Genomic DNA, 16,439 nt, shown 5'->3' with positions numbered 1-16,439 from the left:
CTACGATCCACCCGGCCGTCGGCGTCGCCCCCACGGGTCCACGACGCCTCCGGGAGATTACCTACGATGGCGGTCGCACAGGTTGCCCACCCGACGCTCGCCGCCGGTGGCAGACCTTCTGGGGAGGGGAGAGCCGTGAGTACGGTGGTGTTCCGCCGACTGCCGCGTCAACCGGGGCCGGCGCTGCCACGCGGCGAGGTGCTGCTGGAGTCCCCGCCCGAGCTGCCGGAGCCGCAGGCCAAGGGCATGGGGCAGGTGCTGATGATCCTGCCGATGCTGTGCGGCGTCGGCGCGATGGCCTTCCTCTACGCCGGCCGGGGCGGCGGCATGATGACCTACGTGGCCGGTGGCCTGTTCGGCGTGTCGATGCTGGGCATGGCGCTCGGCACGCTCGGCAACGGCGGCAACGACAAGGCCGAGCTGAACGCCCAGCGGCGCGACTACATGCGCTACCTGGCGCAGATGCGCAAGCGCACCCGGCGGGCGGCCGAGCAGCAGCGCGCCGCGATGACCTGGCGGCACCCGGAGCCGGACGCGCTCTGGTCGATCGCCGCCTCGCGCCGGCTGTGGGAGCGGCGGATCACCGAGGACGACTTCGGCGAGGTGCGGATCGCGCTCGGTCCGCAGCGGCTGGCGGTGGAGATCGTGCCGCCGGAGACCAAGCCGGTGGAGGACCTGGAGCCGATGAGCGCGATCGCGCTGCGCCGGTTCGTCCGGGCCCACTCCAGCGTGCCGGAGCTGCCGACCGCGCTGTCGCTGCGCGCGTTCAGCCGGATCGCGCTGCGCGGCGACCGGGACGCGGTGCTCGACCTGGCCCGGGCCGCGCTGGGCCAGTTGGTCACGTTCCACGCGCCGGAGGACCTGCTGGTGGTCGTGGTGGCCGCGCCGGACCGGCAGCCGGCCTGGGACTGGGTCAAGTGGCTGCCGCACGCCCAGCACCCGGGGCGTACGGACGCGGCCGGCGCCCGCCGGATGGTCTTCGCCGGGCTGAGCGAGGCGGAGTCGGCGCTCGCCAACGAGCTGGGCGGGCGTCCCCGGTTCGCCCCCGAGGCGAAGCCGCTCACCACCGCGCCGCACGTGGTGGTGGTGCTCGACGGCGGCGAGGTCTCGGCGACCTGCGCGCTGACCGGGCCGGGGCTGCTCGGCGCGACCGTGGTGGACCTGTCCGGCGCGGTGCCGCGCGACGCCGGCCGCTGGCTGCTCTGCCTGGACACCGGTGACGGCAGCGGGCTCGACCTGGTGCGGGGCGCCACGTCGTCGCGGCTGGGCCGGCCGGACCGGTTGACCCTGACCGCGGCCGAGGGGCTGGCCCGGCAGATCGCCCCGTTCCGGCTCTCCCAGCAGCAGGGCGCCAGCACCGACGAGCCGCTGGCCCGCAGCATGGAGCTGCCCGACCTGCTCGGCGTCGGCGACGCGGCCACCGTGGACACCCGGCAGACGTGGCGCCCGCGCAGCCAGCGGGACCGGCTGCGCATCCCGCTCGGCCTGGGGCCGGACGGCAACGTGGTCGAGCTGGACTTCAAGGAGTCCGCGCACGAGGGCATGGGCCCGCACGGCCTGGTCATCGGCGCGACCGGCTCCGGCAAGAGCGAGCTGCTGCGGACCGTGGTCGGCGCGCTGGCCGTGACGCACTCCTCGGAGGAGCTGAACTTCGTCCTGGTCGACTTCAAGGGCGGCGCGACGTTCGCCTCGCTGGACGCGTTGCCGCACACCAGCGCGGTGATCACCAACCTGTCGGACGAGCTGCCGCTGGTCGACCGGATGCGTGACGCGCTGGCCGGCGAGATGAACCGCCGGCAGGAGGTGCTGCGGGCGGCCGGCAACTACGTCTCCCGTTACGACTACGAGAAGGCGCGGGCGGCCGGCGAGCCGCTGGAGCCGATGCCGAGCCTGCTCATCATCTGTGACGAGTTCTCCGAGCTGCTGGCCGCCAAGCCGGACTTCATCGACCTGTTCGTGATGATCGGCCGGCTCGGCCGGTCGCTCGGCGTGCACCTGCTGCTCGCCTCGCAGCGCCTGGAGGAGGGCAAGCTGCGCGGGCTGGACACCCACCTGTCGTACCGGATCGGCCTGCGCACCTTCTCGGCGGTGGAGAGCCGGATCGTGCTCGGCGTGCCGGACGCGTACGAGTTGCCCAGCGCGCCGGGTCACGGCTACCTGAAGACCGACACGGCCACCATGCTGCGGTTCCGCGCCGCCTACGTGTCCGGCCCGTACCGGGCGCCGGGGCAGGTGCAGCGCTCCACCCGGGCGCAGGTGCAGCGCCGGATCGTGCCGTACGGCATCGACTACGTGCCGGTGCCGGCACTGCCCACCTCGGCGGAGGCCACGCCGGAGCCGGAGCAGGCCGGCGACGGCAAGGCGGTGTCCATGCTGGACGTGCTGATCGGGCAGCTCAAGGGCCGGGGCCGGCCGGCGCACCAGGTCTGGCTGCCGCCGCTGGCCGAGCCGTCCGGGCTGGCCGAGCTGCTGCCGCCGTTGAGCGTGCACCCGACGTTCGGCCTGACCACGGCCGACTGGCCGGGCCGGGGCCGGCTGGCGGTCCCGGTGGGCATCGTGGACCGGCCGTACGAGCAGCGGCGTGACCCGATGATGGTCGACCTCGCCGGGGCCGGCGGCAACGTGGTGATCGTGGGCGCCTCGCTGAGCGGCAAGAGCACCATGCTGCGCTCGATGCTGGCCTCGCTGGCGCTCACCCACACCCCACGCGAGGTGCAGTTCTTCTGCCTCGACTTCGGTGGTGGCGCGCTGCGCAGCCTGGACGGGCTGCCGCACACCTCCGGGGTGGCCGGCCGGCGGGACGTCGAGGCGGTCCGGCGGACCGTGGCCGAGGTGGTCGCCGTGATCGACGAGCGGGAGACCCGGTTCACCCAGCACGGCATCGACTCGGTGGCCAGCTACCGGCGGCGGCGGGCGGCCGGGGAGTTCGCCGACGACCCGTTCGGTGACGTCTTCCTGGTGGTGGACGGCTGGAACACGCTGCGCCAGGAGTACGAGGAGCTGGAGCAGACCATCACCAACCTGGCCAACCGGGGCCTGGGTTTCGGTGTGCACGTGGTGATCACGGCGGTCCGCTGGGCGGAGATCCGGATCAACATGCGGGACCTGCTCGGCACCAAGCTGGAGCTGCGGCTCGGCGACCCGTCCGAGTCGGAGATCGACCGGCGGGCCGCGCAGAACGTGCCGGTCGGCGCGCCCGGCCGCGGCCTGACCCGCGACAAGCTGCACTTCCTGACCGCGATCTCGCGGATCGACGGCAAGCGCGACGTCGAGGACCTGACCGAGGCGTCGATCGCGCTGGCCGGGCACCTGGCGACGAACTGGCCGGGCCGGCCGGCGCCGAAGGTCCGGCTGCTGCCGCGCAGGCTCACCGCCGGCGAGTTGGCCCGGGTGGTCGACCGGGCCGCGCCGGGCATCCCGGTCGGGGTGAACGAGTCGGCGCTCGCCCCGGTCTACCTGGACCTGGCGAGCGAGCCGCACCTGACCGTCTTCGGCGACGCCGAGTGCGGCAAGACCAACCTGTTGCGGCTGATCGCCCGGGGGATCGCCGAGCGCTACACGCCGGCCCAGGCGCGGCTGGTCATCGCCGACTACCGTCGCGGCCTGCTGGGCGCGGTCGAGGGCGACCACCTGCTCGACTACGCGCCGTCCAACCAGGTGTTTAGCCAGGGCCTCGGGTCGATCCGCAGCGCCCTGCAGAACCGCCTGCCGGGCCCGGACGTGACCACCGCGCAACTGCGGGACCGGAGCTGGTGGAAGGGGCCGGAGCTCTACATCCTGGTGGACGACTACGACCTGGTGGCCTCCGGCGGCAACAACCCGCTCAGCGCGTTGCACGAGCTGCTGCCGCAGGCGCGGGACATCGGCCTGCACCTGATCGTCACGCGGCGGGTGGGTGGCGTGGCCCGGGCGCTCTACGAGCCGGTGCTGCAACGCCTGCGCGAGCTGGACTCGCCGGGCCTGCTGATGTCCGGCAGCCGCGAGGAGGGCGCGGTCTTCGGCAACCTGCGGCCCAGCCCGCAGCCACCGGGTCGGGGCACGCTGGTCCGGCGCCGCGACGGCCAGCAGTTGATCCAGACCGCGTGGACCGAGCCGGCCTGATCCGACCCGACCGTCCACCTCGTACGGTCCGGGCCGGATCGCGTTGGCCTGTCGGAATTCGACGATGGGACGGCAGGGCTGCGCGGGTTGGACGTCGTCCGCTACGGTTCGGATGAAGTGTCCGTCGGTGGGGTGTGTTTCGCCTGCCGCGGGGGAGGGGCGCGGCGGATCCGCCGCCACAAGATGACGGAAGGGTGTGAAGCATGGCGTTCGAGGTCACTGCAGCAAGTCTGCACACCGCCGCGAGTGACGTGCGGTCCACGCGCAGCGATGTCGACGGCGAGCTCAAGAAGCTGTGGAACGTGGTCGACGACCTGGCCATGGCCTGGAAGGGTCAGGCCTCCACGGGCTTCCAGAGCCTGATGACGCGCTGGAACGAGGACACGACCAAGCTGCTGACCGCGATGGACAACATCGCGGACCTGCTCGACAAGTCCGGCACGACTCACCAGGTCAACGACGAAGAGCAGCAGCAGATGCTGGACAAGTTCCACGCTGCGCTCAACCCGTGATCCGCGTAGACAGGCAGAGGAGGAATCGATGAGCATCAAGGTTGACTACGCTGTCCTCGAGAGCAGCAACCAGCAGATGCAGGCCATCTCGCGGACCATCGACGAGAAGCTGGACACGCTGCGGGCCATGCTGACGAAGCTGGAGTGGGAGGGCCAGGACCGGGCCGCCTACCAGCAGCACCAGGCCCAGTGGGACGCCGCCGTCCGGGACATCAACAAGGTCCTGAACGAGATCGGCGGCGCGGTGGGCATCGCCCGCGAGAACTACATGACCACGGAGATGAGCAACTCCAAGGTCTGGGGCAACTGACCCTCGACCGGTCCACCGCGGCCCCGCTCCGGTTCACCCCGGGCGGGGCCGCGGTGTGTCTCGGCGGGGTCTCGGGCCCGCCCGGGCGGGCCGGTCAGGCGTCCTGCGGCACGTCGCGCCGGCCGGGCCGCCAGCCACGCCGCCGCCCGCGCACCAGGATCGGCCGCAGCGTCAGCAGGACGCCGGCCAGCACCGCGCCGACGACGGCGACCCAGATCGCGACCGTGCGCTGCCAGGCCAGCGGGTCGGCGTGCGGCGCGGGGGCCGGCATCGCGCCCAGCGGCGGGTCGGTGCGCGTGCCCAGCAGGCCGGTCACCGCCCGGTAGGGGTTGACCATCCCGTAGCCGACCTGGGCGTTGTGCCCGTCGGGCGGGTTGTCGGCGGTGCGGGTCAGCCGGTAGGCCACCTCCTGCGGGCTGATGTCCGGGTGGGCGGCCCGCACCAGCGCGGCGGCGCCGGAGACGTACGCGGTGGCGAAGCTGGTCCCGCCCTGCGGCTCGGCGCGGTAGCCGGAGCCCTGCGGCGCGGGACCGACGATGTTCAGGCCCGGCCCGGCGATGTCCACGTAGTCCGCGCTGACCGAGCTGCCGACGTGACCGCCCTGCTCGTCGATCCCGGCGACCGCGACGACCCCCGGATAGGCCGCCGGGTAGCCCGGCCGGTCCTCCCGGTTCTCCTGCCGGTTGCCGGCGGAGGCGACCAGCACCACGTCCTTGCCGAGCGCGTAGTCGACCGCCGACTTCAGCGCCGGGTCGTCCAGCGTGACCAGGGACAGGTTGATCACGTCGGCGTCGTGGTCGACCGCCCAGCGGATGGCCCGCCCGATCTCGCCCGGCACGTCCGGGTCGAAGTTCTCCTTGTTCTCGGCGAGCACCCGCAGCGGCAGGATCCGGGCTTCCGGGGCGATGCCCGTGTATGGCGTGCCGCTGCCCTCCCGGCCGGCGATGATGCCCGCCACCATGGTGCCGTGGCCGACCAGGTCGCACTGCCCCTTGAGGTGGACGAGCTGGTTGAAGTCCTCGCCGGGCAGCACCCGGCCGCGCAGCAGCGGGTGGCTCGGCGAGACGCCGGAGTCGATGACCGCGACCGTGACGCCCGCGCCCTTGCCGACCCGCCAGGCGGCGGCCGGGTCGAGCCGGCTCAGCGCCCAGGGCATCTCGGTGGGGGCCGGGCCGCCGGTGGGCCCGCAGGCCGGCGCGGCCTGGGCGGGCGCGGGGGCCGTCAGCACGCCGCCGAGCAGCGCGGTCACCGCCGCTCCGGAGAGGACGGACCGGATCCGGTGTGCGGTGGGGAGGCGCCCCGTCGTCCCGTTCGGCCGCAAGCTGTCGCGCACGTGCTGAGATTACCGTCGCGGCCGGCGGCGTGCGGGCACGGGCGGGCCCGGGGCGGCGGTCACGGCTCGGTGCCGGGATCCGCGACCGACTCGACGGCGAAGAGGTCGAGCAGCGCGCCCACCTGCTGGTCGGCCTCGGCCGGGTGCCGGAAGCGGCCGCTGGGGTTGATCGTGTATTCGTTGCGGCGGCCCACCCGGGTGCGGTGCAGGTAGCCGCCGCTCTCCAGGTCGGCCACGATGGCCTGGGCCGCCCGCTCGGTGACGCCCACCTCGTCGGCCACGTCCCGCAGGCGCGCGGTGGGGTTGCGCGCGATGGCCAGCAGGACGTGCCCGTGGTTGGTGAGGAAGGTCCAGTTGCGGCGGCTACCGTCCTCGGATGGTGTGGTCGCCATGGTGGTCATCGTATGGCTTCGGCGGTCCGGACCCCGACCCGGCGCGACGTCGAACGCTGACGTATGAAATGCGGATCACGAAATCTTGACGTGCTGTCGGTCGCGTGTGACGGTGGGTCGCGAGGCCGACACCGCCGCCGGCCGGCCTGGTCGTGCCCTGTGAGGACGAGGTGAACAGCGATGATCCCGACCACCCCCGACGAGGCACTCGCCGAGCTGCGGGCCGGTAACCAGCGGTTCGTCACCGGTGTGCCGCAGCACCCGAATCAGGACGCCGGTCGTCGGGCGGCGGTCGCCGACGGCCAGCACCCGTTCGCGGTGATCGTCGGCTGCTCCGACTCCCGCCTCGCCGCCGAGATCATCTTCGACCAGGGTCTCGGTGACCTCTTCGTGGTGCGCACCGCCGGCCACACCGCCGGCCCCGAGGTGCTCGGCAGCGTCGAGTACGCGGTTACCGTCCTCGGCACGCCGCTCGTGGTGGTGCTCGGCCACGACTCGTGCGGCGCGGTCCAGGCGGCCCGCGAGGCGGTCCGCACCGGCTCCGCCCCGGCCGGGCACCTGGGCGCGGTGGTGGACGCCGTGTCGCCCAGCCTGCTGCGTGCCGCCCGGGAGGGGGTCGAGGACCTCGACGGCATCGTCGACGTCCACATCGCGCAGATCGTGGAGACGCTGCTGGCCCGCTCGACCGTGCTCGCCGAGCGGGTGGCCGGTGGCGCGTGCACGGTGGTCGGCATGTCGTACCGGCTCAGCGGCGGCGAGGTGCGGACGGTGGCGCAGTCCCCGGACCCGCTGCCCGCCCCGGCCGCGCCGGTGGACCCGGCGCTCGCCGGCTGAGTCGCACCCGGACACACGGAAGGGGCCGCCCGAGGGCGGCCCCTTCCGTGTGTGCCTGTCGCGTCAGAGCAGCGACATGTGCACGTGGTCGGTGTGGTTGGAGGGTCCGCTGTAGGAACTCCAGCCGGTGGCCGGGAACCAGATCTGCCGGTTCCAGATCACGTAGTAGATGCCCAGCCGGTCCGCGTTGCGGATGAGGAAGGCGGCGACCTCGTTGCCGTACCTGCGGGTGTCGTTGTTGTGCCACGGCGAGAAGCCGCTGTTCTGCAGGGACCAGTCGCAGGCCTTGCCCTTGGGGTGCTCCCACGGGCCGCCCGGCCGGTAACAACCCACGAAGCGGTTGAAGCCGGCGCGCTTGACCTCCTTGTACGCGTGCAGCGTGCGCGGCGTGACGCAGCCGGAGGTGGTCGGGTCGTTCTCGCTGCACGACTCGGACTTCCAGCCGCCGTCGGCGGTCCGGCCGGGGCCGATCTTGGCGACCGGCGAGGTGGCCGAGACCAGGCCGCCGGTGAAGCCCAGGCCGCCGACCAGCTTCAGCGCCTTCTGCGCCTCGGTCCGCTCGCGGGCCATCGCGTTGGTCTGCTTCTCCTGCTCGCGCACCTCGGCGTCGGCGGCGATCTTGGCCTGCTCGGCGCGGTTCCTGGCGTCGTTGACGGCGGCGAGCCGCTGCGCGTTGAAGAGGTTGAGCTCGTCCAGGGCGCTGGCGCGTTCCACGAACGAGTCGGGCGACCGGCTCTCCAGCAGCATCGCCATCGCGCCCATCCGGCCGGTCCGGTAGGACTGCGCGGCGATCTGGTTGACCTGCGGGCTGAGCGCCGCCAGCTCGGCCTCGGCCGCGGCCTTCTCGGCGGCCAGCCGCTTCTGGCGCTGCTGCGACGTGGTGAGCTTCGACTTGGCCTGCAGGTAGTTCCGGTTGGCGGAGTCGATCGCCTCGGTGATGAGCGGCGGCTCGTCGTCCTCCGCGTGCCCGGAGGGCTTGGGGGCGGCGGCGTGCGGGGCGGCCGTCGCCGAGGTCGGCCCGACCAGCACGGCGAGCGCGGCGAGCACGGCCACCACGGGTGTCGACCAGCGGCGCAGGGGTGCCGTCACAGTGTTCCCTTCCGTCGACCGCCGACCGGGTTAGCTGACGGGTTCGGGACGGAAGTGGCCCCTACCGCTCGCGCGGATTCACCCCATGTACCTGGTTCCCCGGTTCGCCCGGAGGCGATTGGGCGGCGGCACCGCAGGCGCCGGTGCGCGCCTTCGGCGGTGACCGGGGGCGAGGTTACCCGAGATCCCGACCGGGGATCTACGTCCGGAAGCCGACCAATCGCGAGAATTCGACATTGCCCAGCGTGAGCCGCATCGCGTTTGACGTCGGCCGTCACGCTGCGGAGTGTCACCATGCGGCCTCCGTACTCCTCGGGCCGCCGGGTCGTCCTCCGCCGAGCGCCTCCATCGCCGCGTCCCGATCCGGCGGCGGCCGGCCGGGGTCCGCCTCGCGGCGCCCGGCGGTGGTGACGACCGCGGCCAGCGCCGTGGTCAGCGGTACGGCGGCGATCAGGCCGAGCGTGGCGACCGCGCTACGGACGATCTCCTGGGCGAGGAACTCGCTGGTGAGGATCTGGCTCACCGGGCGGGAGTCGGCGACCAGCAGGAGCAGCAGCGGCAGCGAGGCGCCCGCGTACGCCAGCACGATGGTGTTCACGGTGGACGCGATGTGCGCCCGGCCGACCCGGGTGGCCGCCCGGTAGAGCTGCCGCCGGGACAGCCCCGGGTTGGCGCGGGCCAGCTCGGTGACGGTCGCCGACTGGGTGACCGTGACGTCGTCCAGCACGCCCAGCGAGCCGATGATGATGCCGGCCAGCAGCAGCCCGTGCAGGTCCACGTCGCCCTGGAACATGGAGAGCGTGGTGGCGTCCTCGCTGCCGAAGCCGGTCAGGTGGGTGGCGCCGGTGGCGAGCGTGCCGAGCACGCCGGTGACCACCAGGCTGCCGAGCGTGCCGAGCACCGCCACCGAGGTCTGCGCGCTGATCCCGTGGGTCAGGTAGAGCACCACGAACATGATGAGCGCGGCGCCGACGATCGCGACCGGCAGCGGGGAGCGGCCGGCGCCGATCCCGGGCAGCACGAAGCCGAGCAGGATGGCGAAGCTGGCCACCAGCCCGCCGAGCGCGGCCAGCCCACGCCAGCGGCCGAACGCCACGATCGCGGCGGCGAAGAGCGCCACCAGCCAGACCAGCGGCGTGCCGCGCTGGTGCTCGGCGATGTTGTAGGCCTTCACCGTCGGGTCGGCCGGGTCGGTCAGCTCGACCAGGATCACCTCGTCGCCGACCTCGACCCGGGGCGCGCCGGGCCCGGCGGGGATCGGCGTCTCGACCTGCCGGCCCGCGTCCGGGCCCTGCTCGGCGGCGACGGTCACGGTGCCGCACGGGCCGCCGGCGCCGGTCGGCGCCTCCGGGGTCGGCGGGCAGGGCTCGGTCACCACCCGGGTCACCGTCCCCTGGTGGCGCGGCACGTTCTCGCCGCCCGCCGGTTCCGGCCCCGAGCGGGGCCAGAGCGCCAGCGCCGCGATGACGGTGAGCGCGAAGAGCGGCACCACGGTCGCGACGAGCAGCCGGCGGACACGCGGCGGCGCGGGGGCGGGGCGGCTGTGGTCGGCGCCCACGGCGTCTCCCAACTGTTCGCGGCGCGACCCGGTCACCGGGCCGGTCGGTCACCGGCCGGCGCGGACGCGTGCGGACCACGCCCGGTCGTCGCCGGGCCATGGTAGCCAGGACCGGTCGGGCCGCCCGGGAGGTCACCGCCGGCCGTCGGCCGGCCGGCGGTCAGCTCAGGCCGGCGCGCCGCCGCCGGTAGTCGTCCTCGTCGATCTCGCCGCGTGCGTAGCGCTCGTCGAGGATGCGCCGGGCCGTGCCCGGCGTCGCGGCGCCCGCACCGGGCAGCCGGACCACCAGCCAGAACAGCCCCGCCAGCGCCGCGAGCGCGAGCAGGGACCAGAGCCACATCCAGCCCATCATCGGGCCCGACCACATCATCGCGCCGCCCTCCGTCCGTCCGGCGGATCGGCCTGACGCCGACCTGCCGTCACCTCGACGGTACGTCCGCGAGCGGCCGGGGGAGCCGGGCCGTGCGACCCGTTCCCGGGGCCGGAGGTCCTGCTCAGCCGCGCTTCATCAGGCGGCCGACGGCGGCCATCATCTCGGTCGCCATCTCGTCGGCCCGGCCCTCGGCGGCGCCCTCGTGCATGCAGTGCCGGGCGTGGCCGTCGAGCAGGCCCAGGGCGACCTTGTCCAGCGCGGCCTGGATGGCCGAGATCTGGGTCAGCACGTCGATGCAGTACCGGTCGTCCTCGACCATCTTCTCGATGCCGCGGACCTGGCCCTCGACGCGACGGAGCCGGGCGAGGAGCTGGTCCTTGCTGGCGGTGTAGCCCCGGGTCGGGGTGGACGGCGTGGTCATGCGTCGAGGATAGCGTACCCCTCGGGGGTATGCTAACGTTCCCGTTGTACCCCCAGGGGGTATCCGAATGGAGGGCGAGATGGACACCACCTACCAGGTGAACGGCATGACCTGCGGCCACTGCGTCAACGCCGTCAGCACCGAGCTGACCGCGCTGCCGGGCGTCACCGACGTCCAGGTCGACCTGGCCACCGGCCGAGTCACCGTCACCAGTCAGGGCCCGCTGGACGACGCCGCGGTACGCGCGGCCGTGGACGAGGCCGGCTACGACCTCGCCGAGGCGTGACGGGCCCGACGATCCGTCAACCGGAGGAGGCACCATGAACACGGCGACGAAGCTGAGCGGCTTCGCCCTCGGCCTCGCGGCGGTGTTCGGCGGGGCGTTCGGGATCGGCCACCTGGCCGGTCCCGTCGCCCCGGCCACCGAGACCAGCCACGACACCACCGACACCGACCACGGGGCCGACGCCGGCCACGGCGACGCGGGCCCGGCCGACGCCGCGCACCTGCCCGGCGGGCTGCTCGTCTCCGACCGCGGCCACACGTTCCAGCCGGTCACCGCCCCGGCCGGCGAGTTCGCGTTCCGGATCACCGGCCCGGACGGCCGACCGGTCACCCGCTACGAGGTGGCCCACGACAAGCGCATGCACCTGATCGTCGCCCGGCGCGACCTGTCCGGATTCCGCCACGTGCACCCGGAACTGGCCGAGGACGGCACCTGGCGGGTCGCCTCACCGCTCGCCGGGCCCGGCGTGTGGCGGGCGTTCGCCGACTTCACCCCCACCGGCGGGGAGGCGCTGACCCTCGGCGTCGACGTCACCGTCCCCGGCCCGCTGGCCGCCCGGCCGCTGCCAGCGCCGGCCACCAGCACCACGGTCGACGGCTACACCGTCACGCTCGGCGGCACGCCGGAGCCGGGCCGCACCAGCCGGCTCACCCTCACCGTCAGCCGGGACGGTCGCCCGGTCACCGACCTCCAGCCCTACCTCGGGGCGTACGGGCACCTGGTGGCGCTGCGCCAGGGCGACCTGGCCTACCTGCACGTGCACCCGGAGGGGGAACCCGGTGACGGGCGGACACCCGCCGGGCCGGCGGTCACGTTCGCGGCCGAGGTGCCCTCGGCCGGGGCGTACCGTCTCTACCTGGACTTCCGGCACGGCGACACGGTGCACACCGCCGAGTTCACCGTCCTGGCCGGCGACCCGACCACGCCCGCGCCCACCGCGCCGGCGACCACCACCGCACCGATCCCGGACGCCGGACACGGCACCCCGGGGCACGGGCACAACTGACCGGGAGGTGCCGCGATGACCACCACGGGAAAGGCGCTGCCCACCGCGCCGAACCTGATCGAACTCAAGATCGGCGGCATGACCTGCGCGTCCTGCGCGGCCCGGATCGAGAAGAAGCTCAACCGGATGGACGGCGTCGAGGCCACGGTGAACTACGCCACCGAGAAGGCCACCGTCCGGTACGCCGACCAGGTCGCGCCGGACGACCTGATCGCCACCGTGGAGAAGACCGGCTACTCGGCCGTGGTGCCGCCCCCGCCCGCCCGGGCCGAGGCGACCACCGCCGCCGAGCCGGTGGACGAACTGCGCGGCGCGCGTACCCGGCTCCGGGTCTCCGCCGTGCTGACCCTGCCGGTGATCGTGCTGGCCATGGTGCCGGCCTGGCAGTTCGACCACTGGCAGTGGGCCTCGCTCACCCTGGCCGCCCCGGTGGTGGTCTGGGGCGGCCTGCCGTTCCACCGGGCCGCGCTGGTCAACCTGCGGCACGGCGCGGCGACCATGGACACCCTGGTCTCGCTCGGCACGCTTGCCGCGTTCGGCTGGTCGCTCTGGGCGCTGTTCCTCGGCGACGCCGGGATGCCCGGTATGACGCACCCGTTCCGGTTCGACATCACCCGCGGCGACGGGGCCGGCAACATCTACCTGGAGGCCGCCGCCGGCGTGACGGTCTTCATCCTGGCCGGGCGCTACTTCGAGGCCCGCGCCAAGCGCACCGCCGGCTCCGCCCTGCGCGCCCTGCTCGAACTGGGCGCGAAGGACGTGGCGGTGCGGCGCGGCGGGCAGGAGGTCCGGATCCCGGTCGACCAGCTCGCGGTCGGCGACCGGTTCGTGGTCCGACCGGGCGAGAAGATCGCCACCGACGGGGTGGTCGAGGAGGGCACCTCGGCGGTCGACGCCAGCATGCTCACCGGCGAGTCGGTGCCGGTCGAGGTGGGGCCGGGCGACGCCGTGGTGGGCGCCACCGTCAACGCCGGCGGCCGGCTGCTGGTCCGGGCCACCCGGATCGGCGGCGACACCCAGCTCGTTCAGATGGCGCGGCTGGTGGAGCAGGCGCAGACCGGCAAGGCGGCGGTGCAACGGCTCGCCGACCGGATCTCCGGCGTCTTCGTGCCGATCGTGATCGCGCTGGCCGCCGGCACGCTGGGCTGGTGGCTCGGCACCGGCGCCGGGCCGACCGCCGCGTTCACCGCCGCCGTGGCCGTCCTGATCATCGCCTGCCCGTGCGCGCTGGGCCTGGCCACGCCGACCGCGCTGCTGGTCGGCACCGGACGCGGCGCGCAGCTCGGCGTGCTGATCAAGGGGCCGGAGGTGCTGGAGTCCACCCGCCGGGTCGACACCGTGGTGCTGGACAAGACCGGCACCGTCACCACCGGCCGGATGGCGCTGGCCGAGGTGCTGCCCGCGACCGGCGAGGACGCCGGCGACCTGCTCCGGCTGGCCGGTGCGCTGGAGGCGGCCTCCGAGCACCCGATCGCGCGGGCGGTGGCCGAGGCGGCGACCGGGGCCGGCCCGCTGCCGGCGGTCACCGACTTCGCCAACACCGAAGGGCTGGGCGTGACCGGCGCGGTCGACGGCCGGAGCGTGGTGGTCGGGCGGCTCCGGCTGCTGCGGGAGCGCGGTCTCGACGTACCCGAGGAGGTCGCGCGGGCCGCGACCGGCGCGGAGGCGGCCGGCCGGACGGCGGTGCTGGCCGGCTGGGACGGGCGGGCCCGCGGCGTGCTCGCGGTGGCCGACGCGGTGAAGCCGACCAGCCGCGCGGCGGTCGACCGGCTGCGCGGCCTGGGGTTGACACCGGTGCTGCTCACCGGCGACAACACCACCGTCGCGAAGGCGGTGGCCGCCGAAGTGGGCATCGACGAGGTGATCGCCGAGGTGCTGCCGGCCGACAAGGTGGCGGTGGTCGAGCGGCTCCAGCGCGAGGGTCGGGTGGTGGCCATGGTCGGCGACGGGGTCAACGACGCCGCCGCGCTGGCCCGCGCCGACCTCGGGCTGGCCATGGGCACCGGCACCGACGTGGCGATCGAGGCCGCCGACCTGACCCTGGTCCGGGGCGACCTGCTGGCCGCGGCGGACGCCATCCGGCTGTCCCGGCGCACCCTGGCGATCATCAAGGGCAACCTGTTCTGGGCGTTCGCCTACAACGTGGCCGCGCTGCCGCTGGCCGCCGCCGGGCTGCTCAACCCGATGCTCGCCGGCGCGGCGATGGCCTTCTCGTCGGTCTTCGTGGTGGCGAACAGCCTCCGGTTGCGGCGGTTTCGCCCGATCGGGTGAGGTGGGATTGGGCCGCCGACCGCCGGGGTAACCAGTTGTCGTCACGCAACTGCTGAGGTGGAGGTTCCCATGGGTCTCGACGACAAGATCGACAACGCTTCCCAGGACACCGCGGGCAAGGTCAAGGAGGGCGTGGGCCGGGCGACCGACAACGAGCGCCTCGAGGCCGAGGGCCGCAACGACCAGGCCGGCGCCAAGCTCAAGCAGGCCGGCGAGAAGATCAAGGACGCCTTCAAGAGCTGACGTACGCCCCGCACGACCACCGGGCCGGCCTTCGGGCCGGCCCGGCGTGCGTCAACAGACCAGGCGCGCGGCGCGTACCTCCAGGTAACGCCGCTCGGGCAGGCTGGTGGTGGCCCGCGCGGCGGCCAGGTAGGCGGCCCGGGCGTCCGCCCGGTCGCCGGTCAGTTCGAGCAGGTGCGCGCGGACCGCGGCCAGCCGGTGGTGGCCGGCCGTCCGGTCGTCCTCGCCGAGCGGCGCGAGCAGCGCCAGACCGGCCCGGGGGCCGTCCACCATGGCCACCGCGACCGCCTGGTTGAGCGTCACCATCGGGTTCGGCGCGATCCGGGCCAGCACCCGGTAGAGCGCGACGATCTGCGGCCAGTCGGTGGTCGCCGCCGTCGGCGCCTCCGCGTGCACCGCCGCGATGGCCGCCTGCACCTGGTACGGGCCCGGTGCCGACCAGGTCAACGCCTCGGTCACCAACGCGATCCCCTCGGCCACCGCGACCCGGTCCCAGCGGGTGCGGTCCTGCTCGGCCAGCGGCACCAGCTCCCCGTCCGGGCCGGTCCGGGCCGCCCGGTGCGCGTCGGTGAGCAGCATCAGCGCCAGCAGCCCGGCCACCTCGCCGTCGGTGGGCAGCAACCGGTGCAGCTCCCGGGCCAGCCGGATCGCCTCCCCGGTCAGCTCCACCCGGTGCAGCTCGTCCCCGCTCGACGCGGTGTAGCCCTCGTTGAAGATCAGGTAGAGCACGCGCAGCACCGCGCCCAGCCGCTCGTCCCGGTCGGCCGCCGAAGGCAGCGTGAAGCGCGCGCCGGCCGCCTCGATCCGCTGCTTGGCGCGGCGGATCCGCTGGCTCATGGTGGCCTCCGGCACCAGGTACGCGCGGGCGATCTCGGCGGTGCTCAACCCGCCCACCGCCCGCAGCGTGAGCGCCACCTGGGCGCTGACCGGCAGCGTCGGATGACAGCAGAGGAACAGCAGCTTCAGCGTGTCGTCCCCGCTCGGCGGCTCCTCGTCGGCGGGCGGCGCGACCGCCGCGTACGCCGGCTGCCGGACCGCCACCGCGACCTCGCGCTCCCGGCGGGCGTGCTCGCTGCGCCACTCGTCGGTGAGCCGGCGGGTCGCCACGGTGACCAGCCACGCGCGGGGATGTTCCGGCACGCCCTGCCCCGGCCACTGGGTGGCGGCGGCCAGCAACGCCTCCTGGACCGCGTCCTCGCAGGCGAAGAACTGGCCGTGCCGGCGCACGAGCACGCCGAGGACCTGCGGCGCGAGCGTCCGCAGCAGGTCCTCGAACGCCCGGGACGTCACATCTCCGTCCCGGCCTGCTCCATCACCGCGCGCACCTCCAGCACGCCGAAGCCGTGCCGCACGTCCGGCCAGCGCGCGGCGATCTCGGCGGCCCGCTCCGGGGTCTCGCAGTCGACCGTCAGGTAGCCGGCGAACTGCTCCTTGCTCTCCACGAACGGCCCGTCGGTGATCTCGGTGCCGCCGGCCGCCGGCCGGACCGTACGGGTCTGCGACGGGTGGGCCAGCGCCTCCCCGCCGACCAGCTCGCCGGACTCGGTCAGCTCCTTCATGATGACGTCGACCTCACCGAAGATCGCGTTGCGCTCGGCCTCGGTCAGCTCGTCGGCGAAGCCGGGCCGGTTCCAGATCAGCAGCATGTACTTCACGGTCACTCCTCGGGTCGGGGCCACCGTCGGTGGCGCCTCGCAGACGGGTCGGAGC

The 16,439-nt window shown here is 74.1% G+C and carries 16 protein-coding genes and 1 riboswitch; of the genes, 8 read left to right on the top strand and 8 right to left on the bottom strand.

Features of this window, described 5'->3' with window-relative positions:
• Nucleotides 1-135 precede the first annotated feature (135 nt).
• The 3 genes from eccCa (at nucleotide 136) to H1D33_RS21430 (ending at nucleotide 4,923) form a co-directional block, all read left to right on the top strand.
• On the top strand, nucleotides 136-4,101 hold the full coding sequence (gene eccCa / locus H1D33_RS21440; protein ID WP_181571452.1) for a type VII secretion protein EccCa: 3,966 nt from the start codon (nucleotides 136-138) through the stop codon (nucleotides 4,099-4,101).
• Nucleotides 4,102-4,304: 203 nt separating this feature from the next.
• Nucleotides 4,305-4,613, top strand: coding sequence for a WXG100 family type VII secretion target (locus H1D33_RS21435; protein WP_181571453.1), 309 nt, complete (start codon nucleotides 4,305-4,307; stop codon nucleotides 4,611-4,613).
• Between the two features lie 28 nt (nucleotides 4,614-4,641).
• Entirely contained in the window at nucleotides 4,642-4,923 is a 282-nt protein-coding gene (locus H1D33_RS21430) for a WXG100 family type VII secretion target (protein ID WP_013283773.1), read from the top strand.
• A gap of 94 nt (nucleotides 4,924-5,017) precedes the next feature.
• Here H1D33_RS21430 and mycP read toward each other — a convergent pair whose 3' ends face one another.
• Together mycP and H1D33_RS21420 are read right to left on the bottom strand one after the other, a co-directional pair.
• Nucleotides 5,018-6,256 (bottom strand): type VII secretion-associated serine protease mycosin, encoded by a 1,239-nt coding sequence (mycP, locus tag H1D33_RS21425; protein ID WP_246411948.1) that lies wholly within the window; start codon nucleotides 6,254-6,256, stop codon nucleotides 5,018-5,020.
• 59 nt (nucleotides 6,257-6,315) lie between these two features.
• A complete protein-coding gene (locus H1D33_RS21420; protein WP_181571454.1) occupies nucleotides 6,316-6,657 on the bottom strand; it encodes a helix-turn-helix transcriptional regulator in 342 nt (113 codons plus the stop codon).
• Nucleotides 6,658-6,828: 171 nt separating this feature from the next.
• On the opposite strand from H1D33_RS21420, the gene H1D33_RS21415 reads away from it, so the two are divergent.
• On the top strand, nucleotides 6,829-7,482 hold the full coding sequence (locus H1D33_RS21415; RefSeq protein ID WP_181571455.1) for a carbonic anhydrase: 654 nt from the start codon (nucleotides 6,829-6,831) through the stop codon (nucleotides 7,480-7,482).
• A gap of 63 nt (nucleotides 7,483-7,545) precedes the next feature.
• Here H1D33_RS21415 and H1D33_RS21410 read toward each other — a convergent pair whose 3' ends face one another.
• The 4 genes from H1D33_RS21410 to H1D33_RS21395 form a co-directional block, all read right to left on the bottom strand.
• Nucleotides 7,546-8,571, bottom strand: a complete 1,026-nt coding sequence (locus tag H1D33_RS21410) for a coiled-coil domain-containing protein (RefSeq protein WP_181571456.1) — start codon at nucleotides 8,569-8,571, stop codon at nucleotides 7,546-7,548.
• 4 nt (nucleotides 8,572-8,575) lie between these two features.
• Nucleotides 8,576-8,706, bottom strand: a riboswitch (cyclic di-AMP (ydaO/yuaA leader).
• A gap of 154 nt (nucleotides 8,707-8,860) precedes the next feature.
• On the bottom strand, nucleotides 8,861-10,129 hold the full coding sequence (locus H1D33_RS21405; protein WP_181571457.1) for a YibE/F family protein: 1,269 nt from the start codon (nucleotides 10,127-10,129) through the stop codon (nucleotides 8,861-8,863).
• A 160-nt stretch (nucleotides 10,130-10,289) separates the two neighbouring features.
• Complete coding sequence (locus H1D33_RS21400) at nucleotides 10,290-10,469, bottom strand: SHOCT domain-containing protein (protein ID WP_246411950.1); 180 nt, start codon at nucleotides 10,467-10,469, stop codon at nucleotides 10,290-10,292.
• A 154-nt stretch (nucleotides 10,470-10,623) separates the two neighbouring features.
• Nucleotides 10,624-10,923, bottom strand: a complete 300-nt coding sequence (locus H1D33_RS21395) for a metal-sensitive transcriptional regulator (protein ID WP_091062541.1) — start codon at nucleotides 10,921-10,923, stop codon at nucleotides 10,624-10,626.
• Between the two features lie 79 nt (nucleotides 10,924-11,002).
• Between H1D33_RS21395 and H1D33_RS21390 the strand changes: the two genes are divergently transcribed.
• From H1D33_RS21390 to H1D33_RS21375, 4 genes are all read left to right on the top strand, one after another.
• Nucleotides 11,003-11,209 (top strand): heavy-metal-associated domain-containing protein, encoded by a 207-nt coding sequence (locus tag H1D33_RS21390; RefSeq protein ID WP_181571459.1) that lies wholly within the window; start codon nucleotides 11,003-11,005, stop codon nucleotides 11,207-11,209.
• 34 nt (nucleotides 11,210-11,243) lie between these two features.
• Nucleotides 11,244-12,215: a hypothetical protein gene (locus tag H1D33_RS21385; RefSeq protein ID WP_181571460.1), complete on the top strand. Its 972-nt coding sequence runs from the start codon at nucleotides 11,244-11,246 to the stop codon at nucleotides 12,213-12,215.
• Nucleotides 12,216-12,230: 15 nt separating this feature from the next.
• Nucleotides 12,231-14,486 carry a heavy metal translocating P-type ATPase gene (locus tag H1D33_RS21380; protein ID WP_181571461.1) on the top strand — a complete coding sequence of 752 codons (2,256 nt, stop codon included), beginning with the start codon at nucleotides 12,231-12,233 and terminating at the stop codon, nucleotides 14,484-14,486.
• Nucleotides 14,487-14,555: 69 nt separating this feature from the next.
• Complete coding sequence (locus tag H1D33_RS21375) at nucleotides 14,556-14,729, top strand: CsbD family protein (protein WP_013283784.1); 174 nt, start codon at nucleotides 14,556-14,558, stop codon at nucleotides 14,727-14,729.
• 51 nt (nucleotides 14,730-14,780) lie between these two features.
• Here H1D33_RS21375 and H1D33_RS21370 read toward each other — a convergent pair whose 3' ends face one another.
• The gene (locus H1D33_RS21370) at nucleotides 14,781-16,019 is read right to left on the bottom strand and encodes an RNA polymerase sigma factor (RefSeq protein ID WP_181571462.1); all 1,239 of its coding nucleotides are present in this window, start codon (nucleotides 16,017-16,019) and stop codon (nucleotides 14,781-14,783) included.
• Nucleotides 16,016-16,375, bottom strand: a complete 360-nt coding sequence (locus tag H1D33_RS21365) for a YciI family protein (protein ID WP_246412164.1) — start codon at nucleotides 16,373-16,375, stop codon at nucleotides 16,016-16,018. Before H1D33_RS21365 ends, H1D33_RS21370 begins: the two co-directional genes overlap by 4 nt.
• Between the last annotated feature and the right edge of the window lie 64 nt (nucleotides 16,376-16,439).

Origin of the sequence: Micromonospora ferruginea, assembly GCF_013694245.2 — a bacterium.
Taxonomy (GTDB): Bacteria; Actinomycetota; Actinomycetes; order Mycobacteriales; family Micromonosporaceae; genus Micromonospora; species Micromonospora robiginosa.
This window is presented reverse-complemented; position numbering and strand designations above follow the sequence as displayed.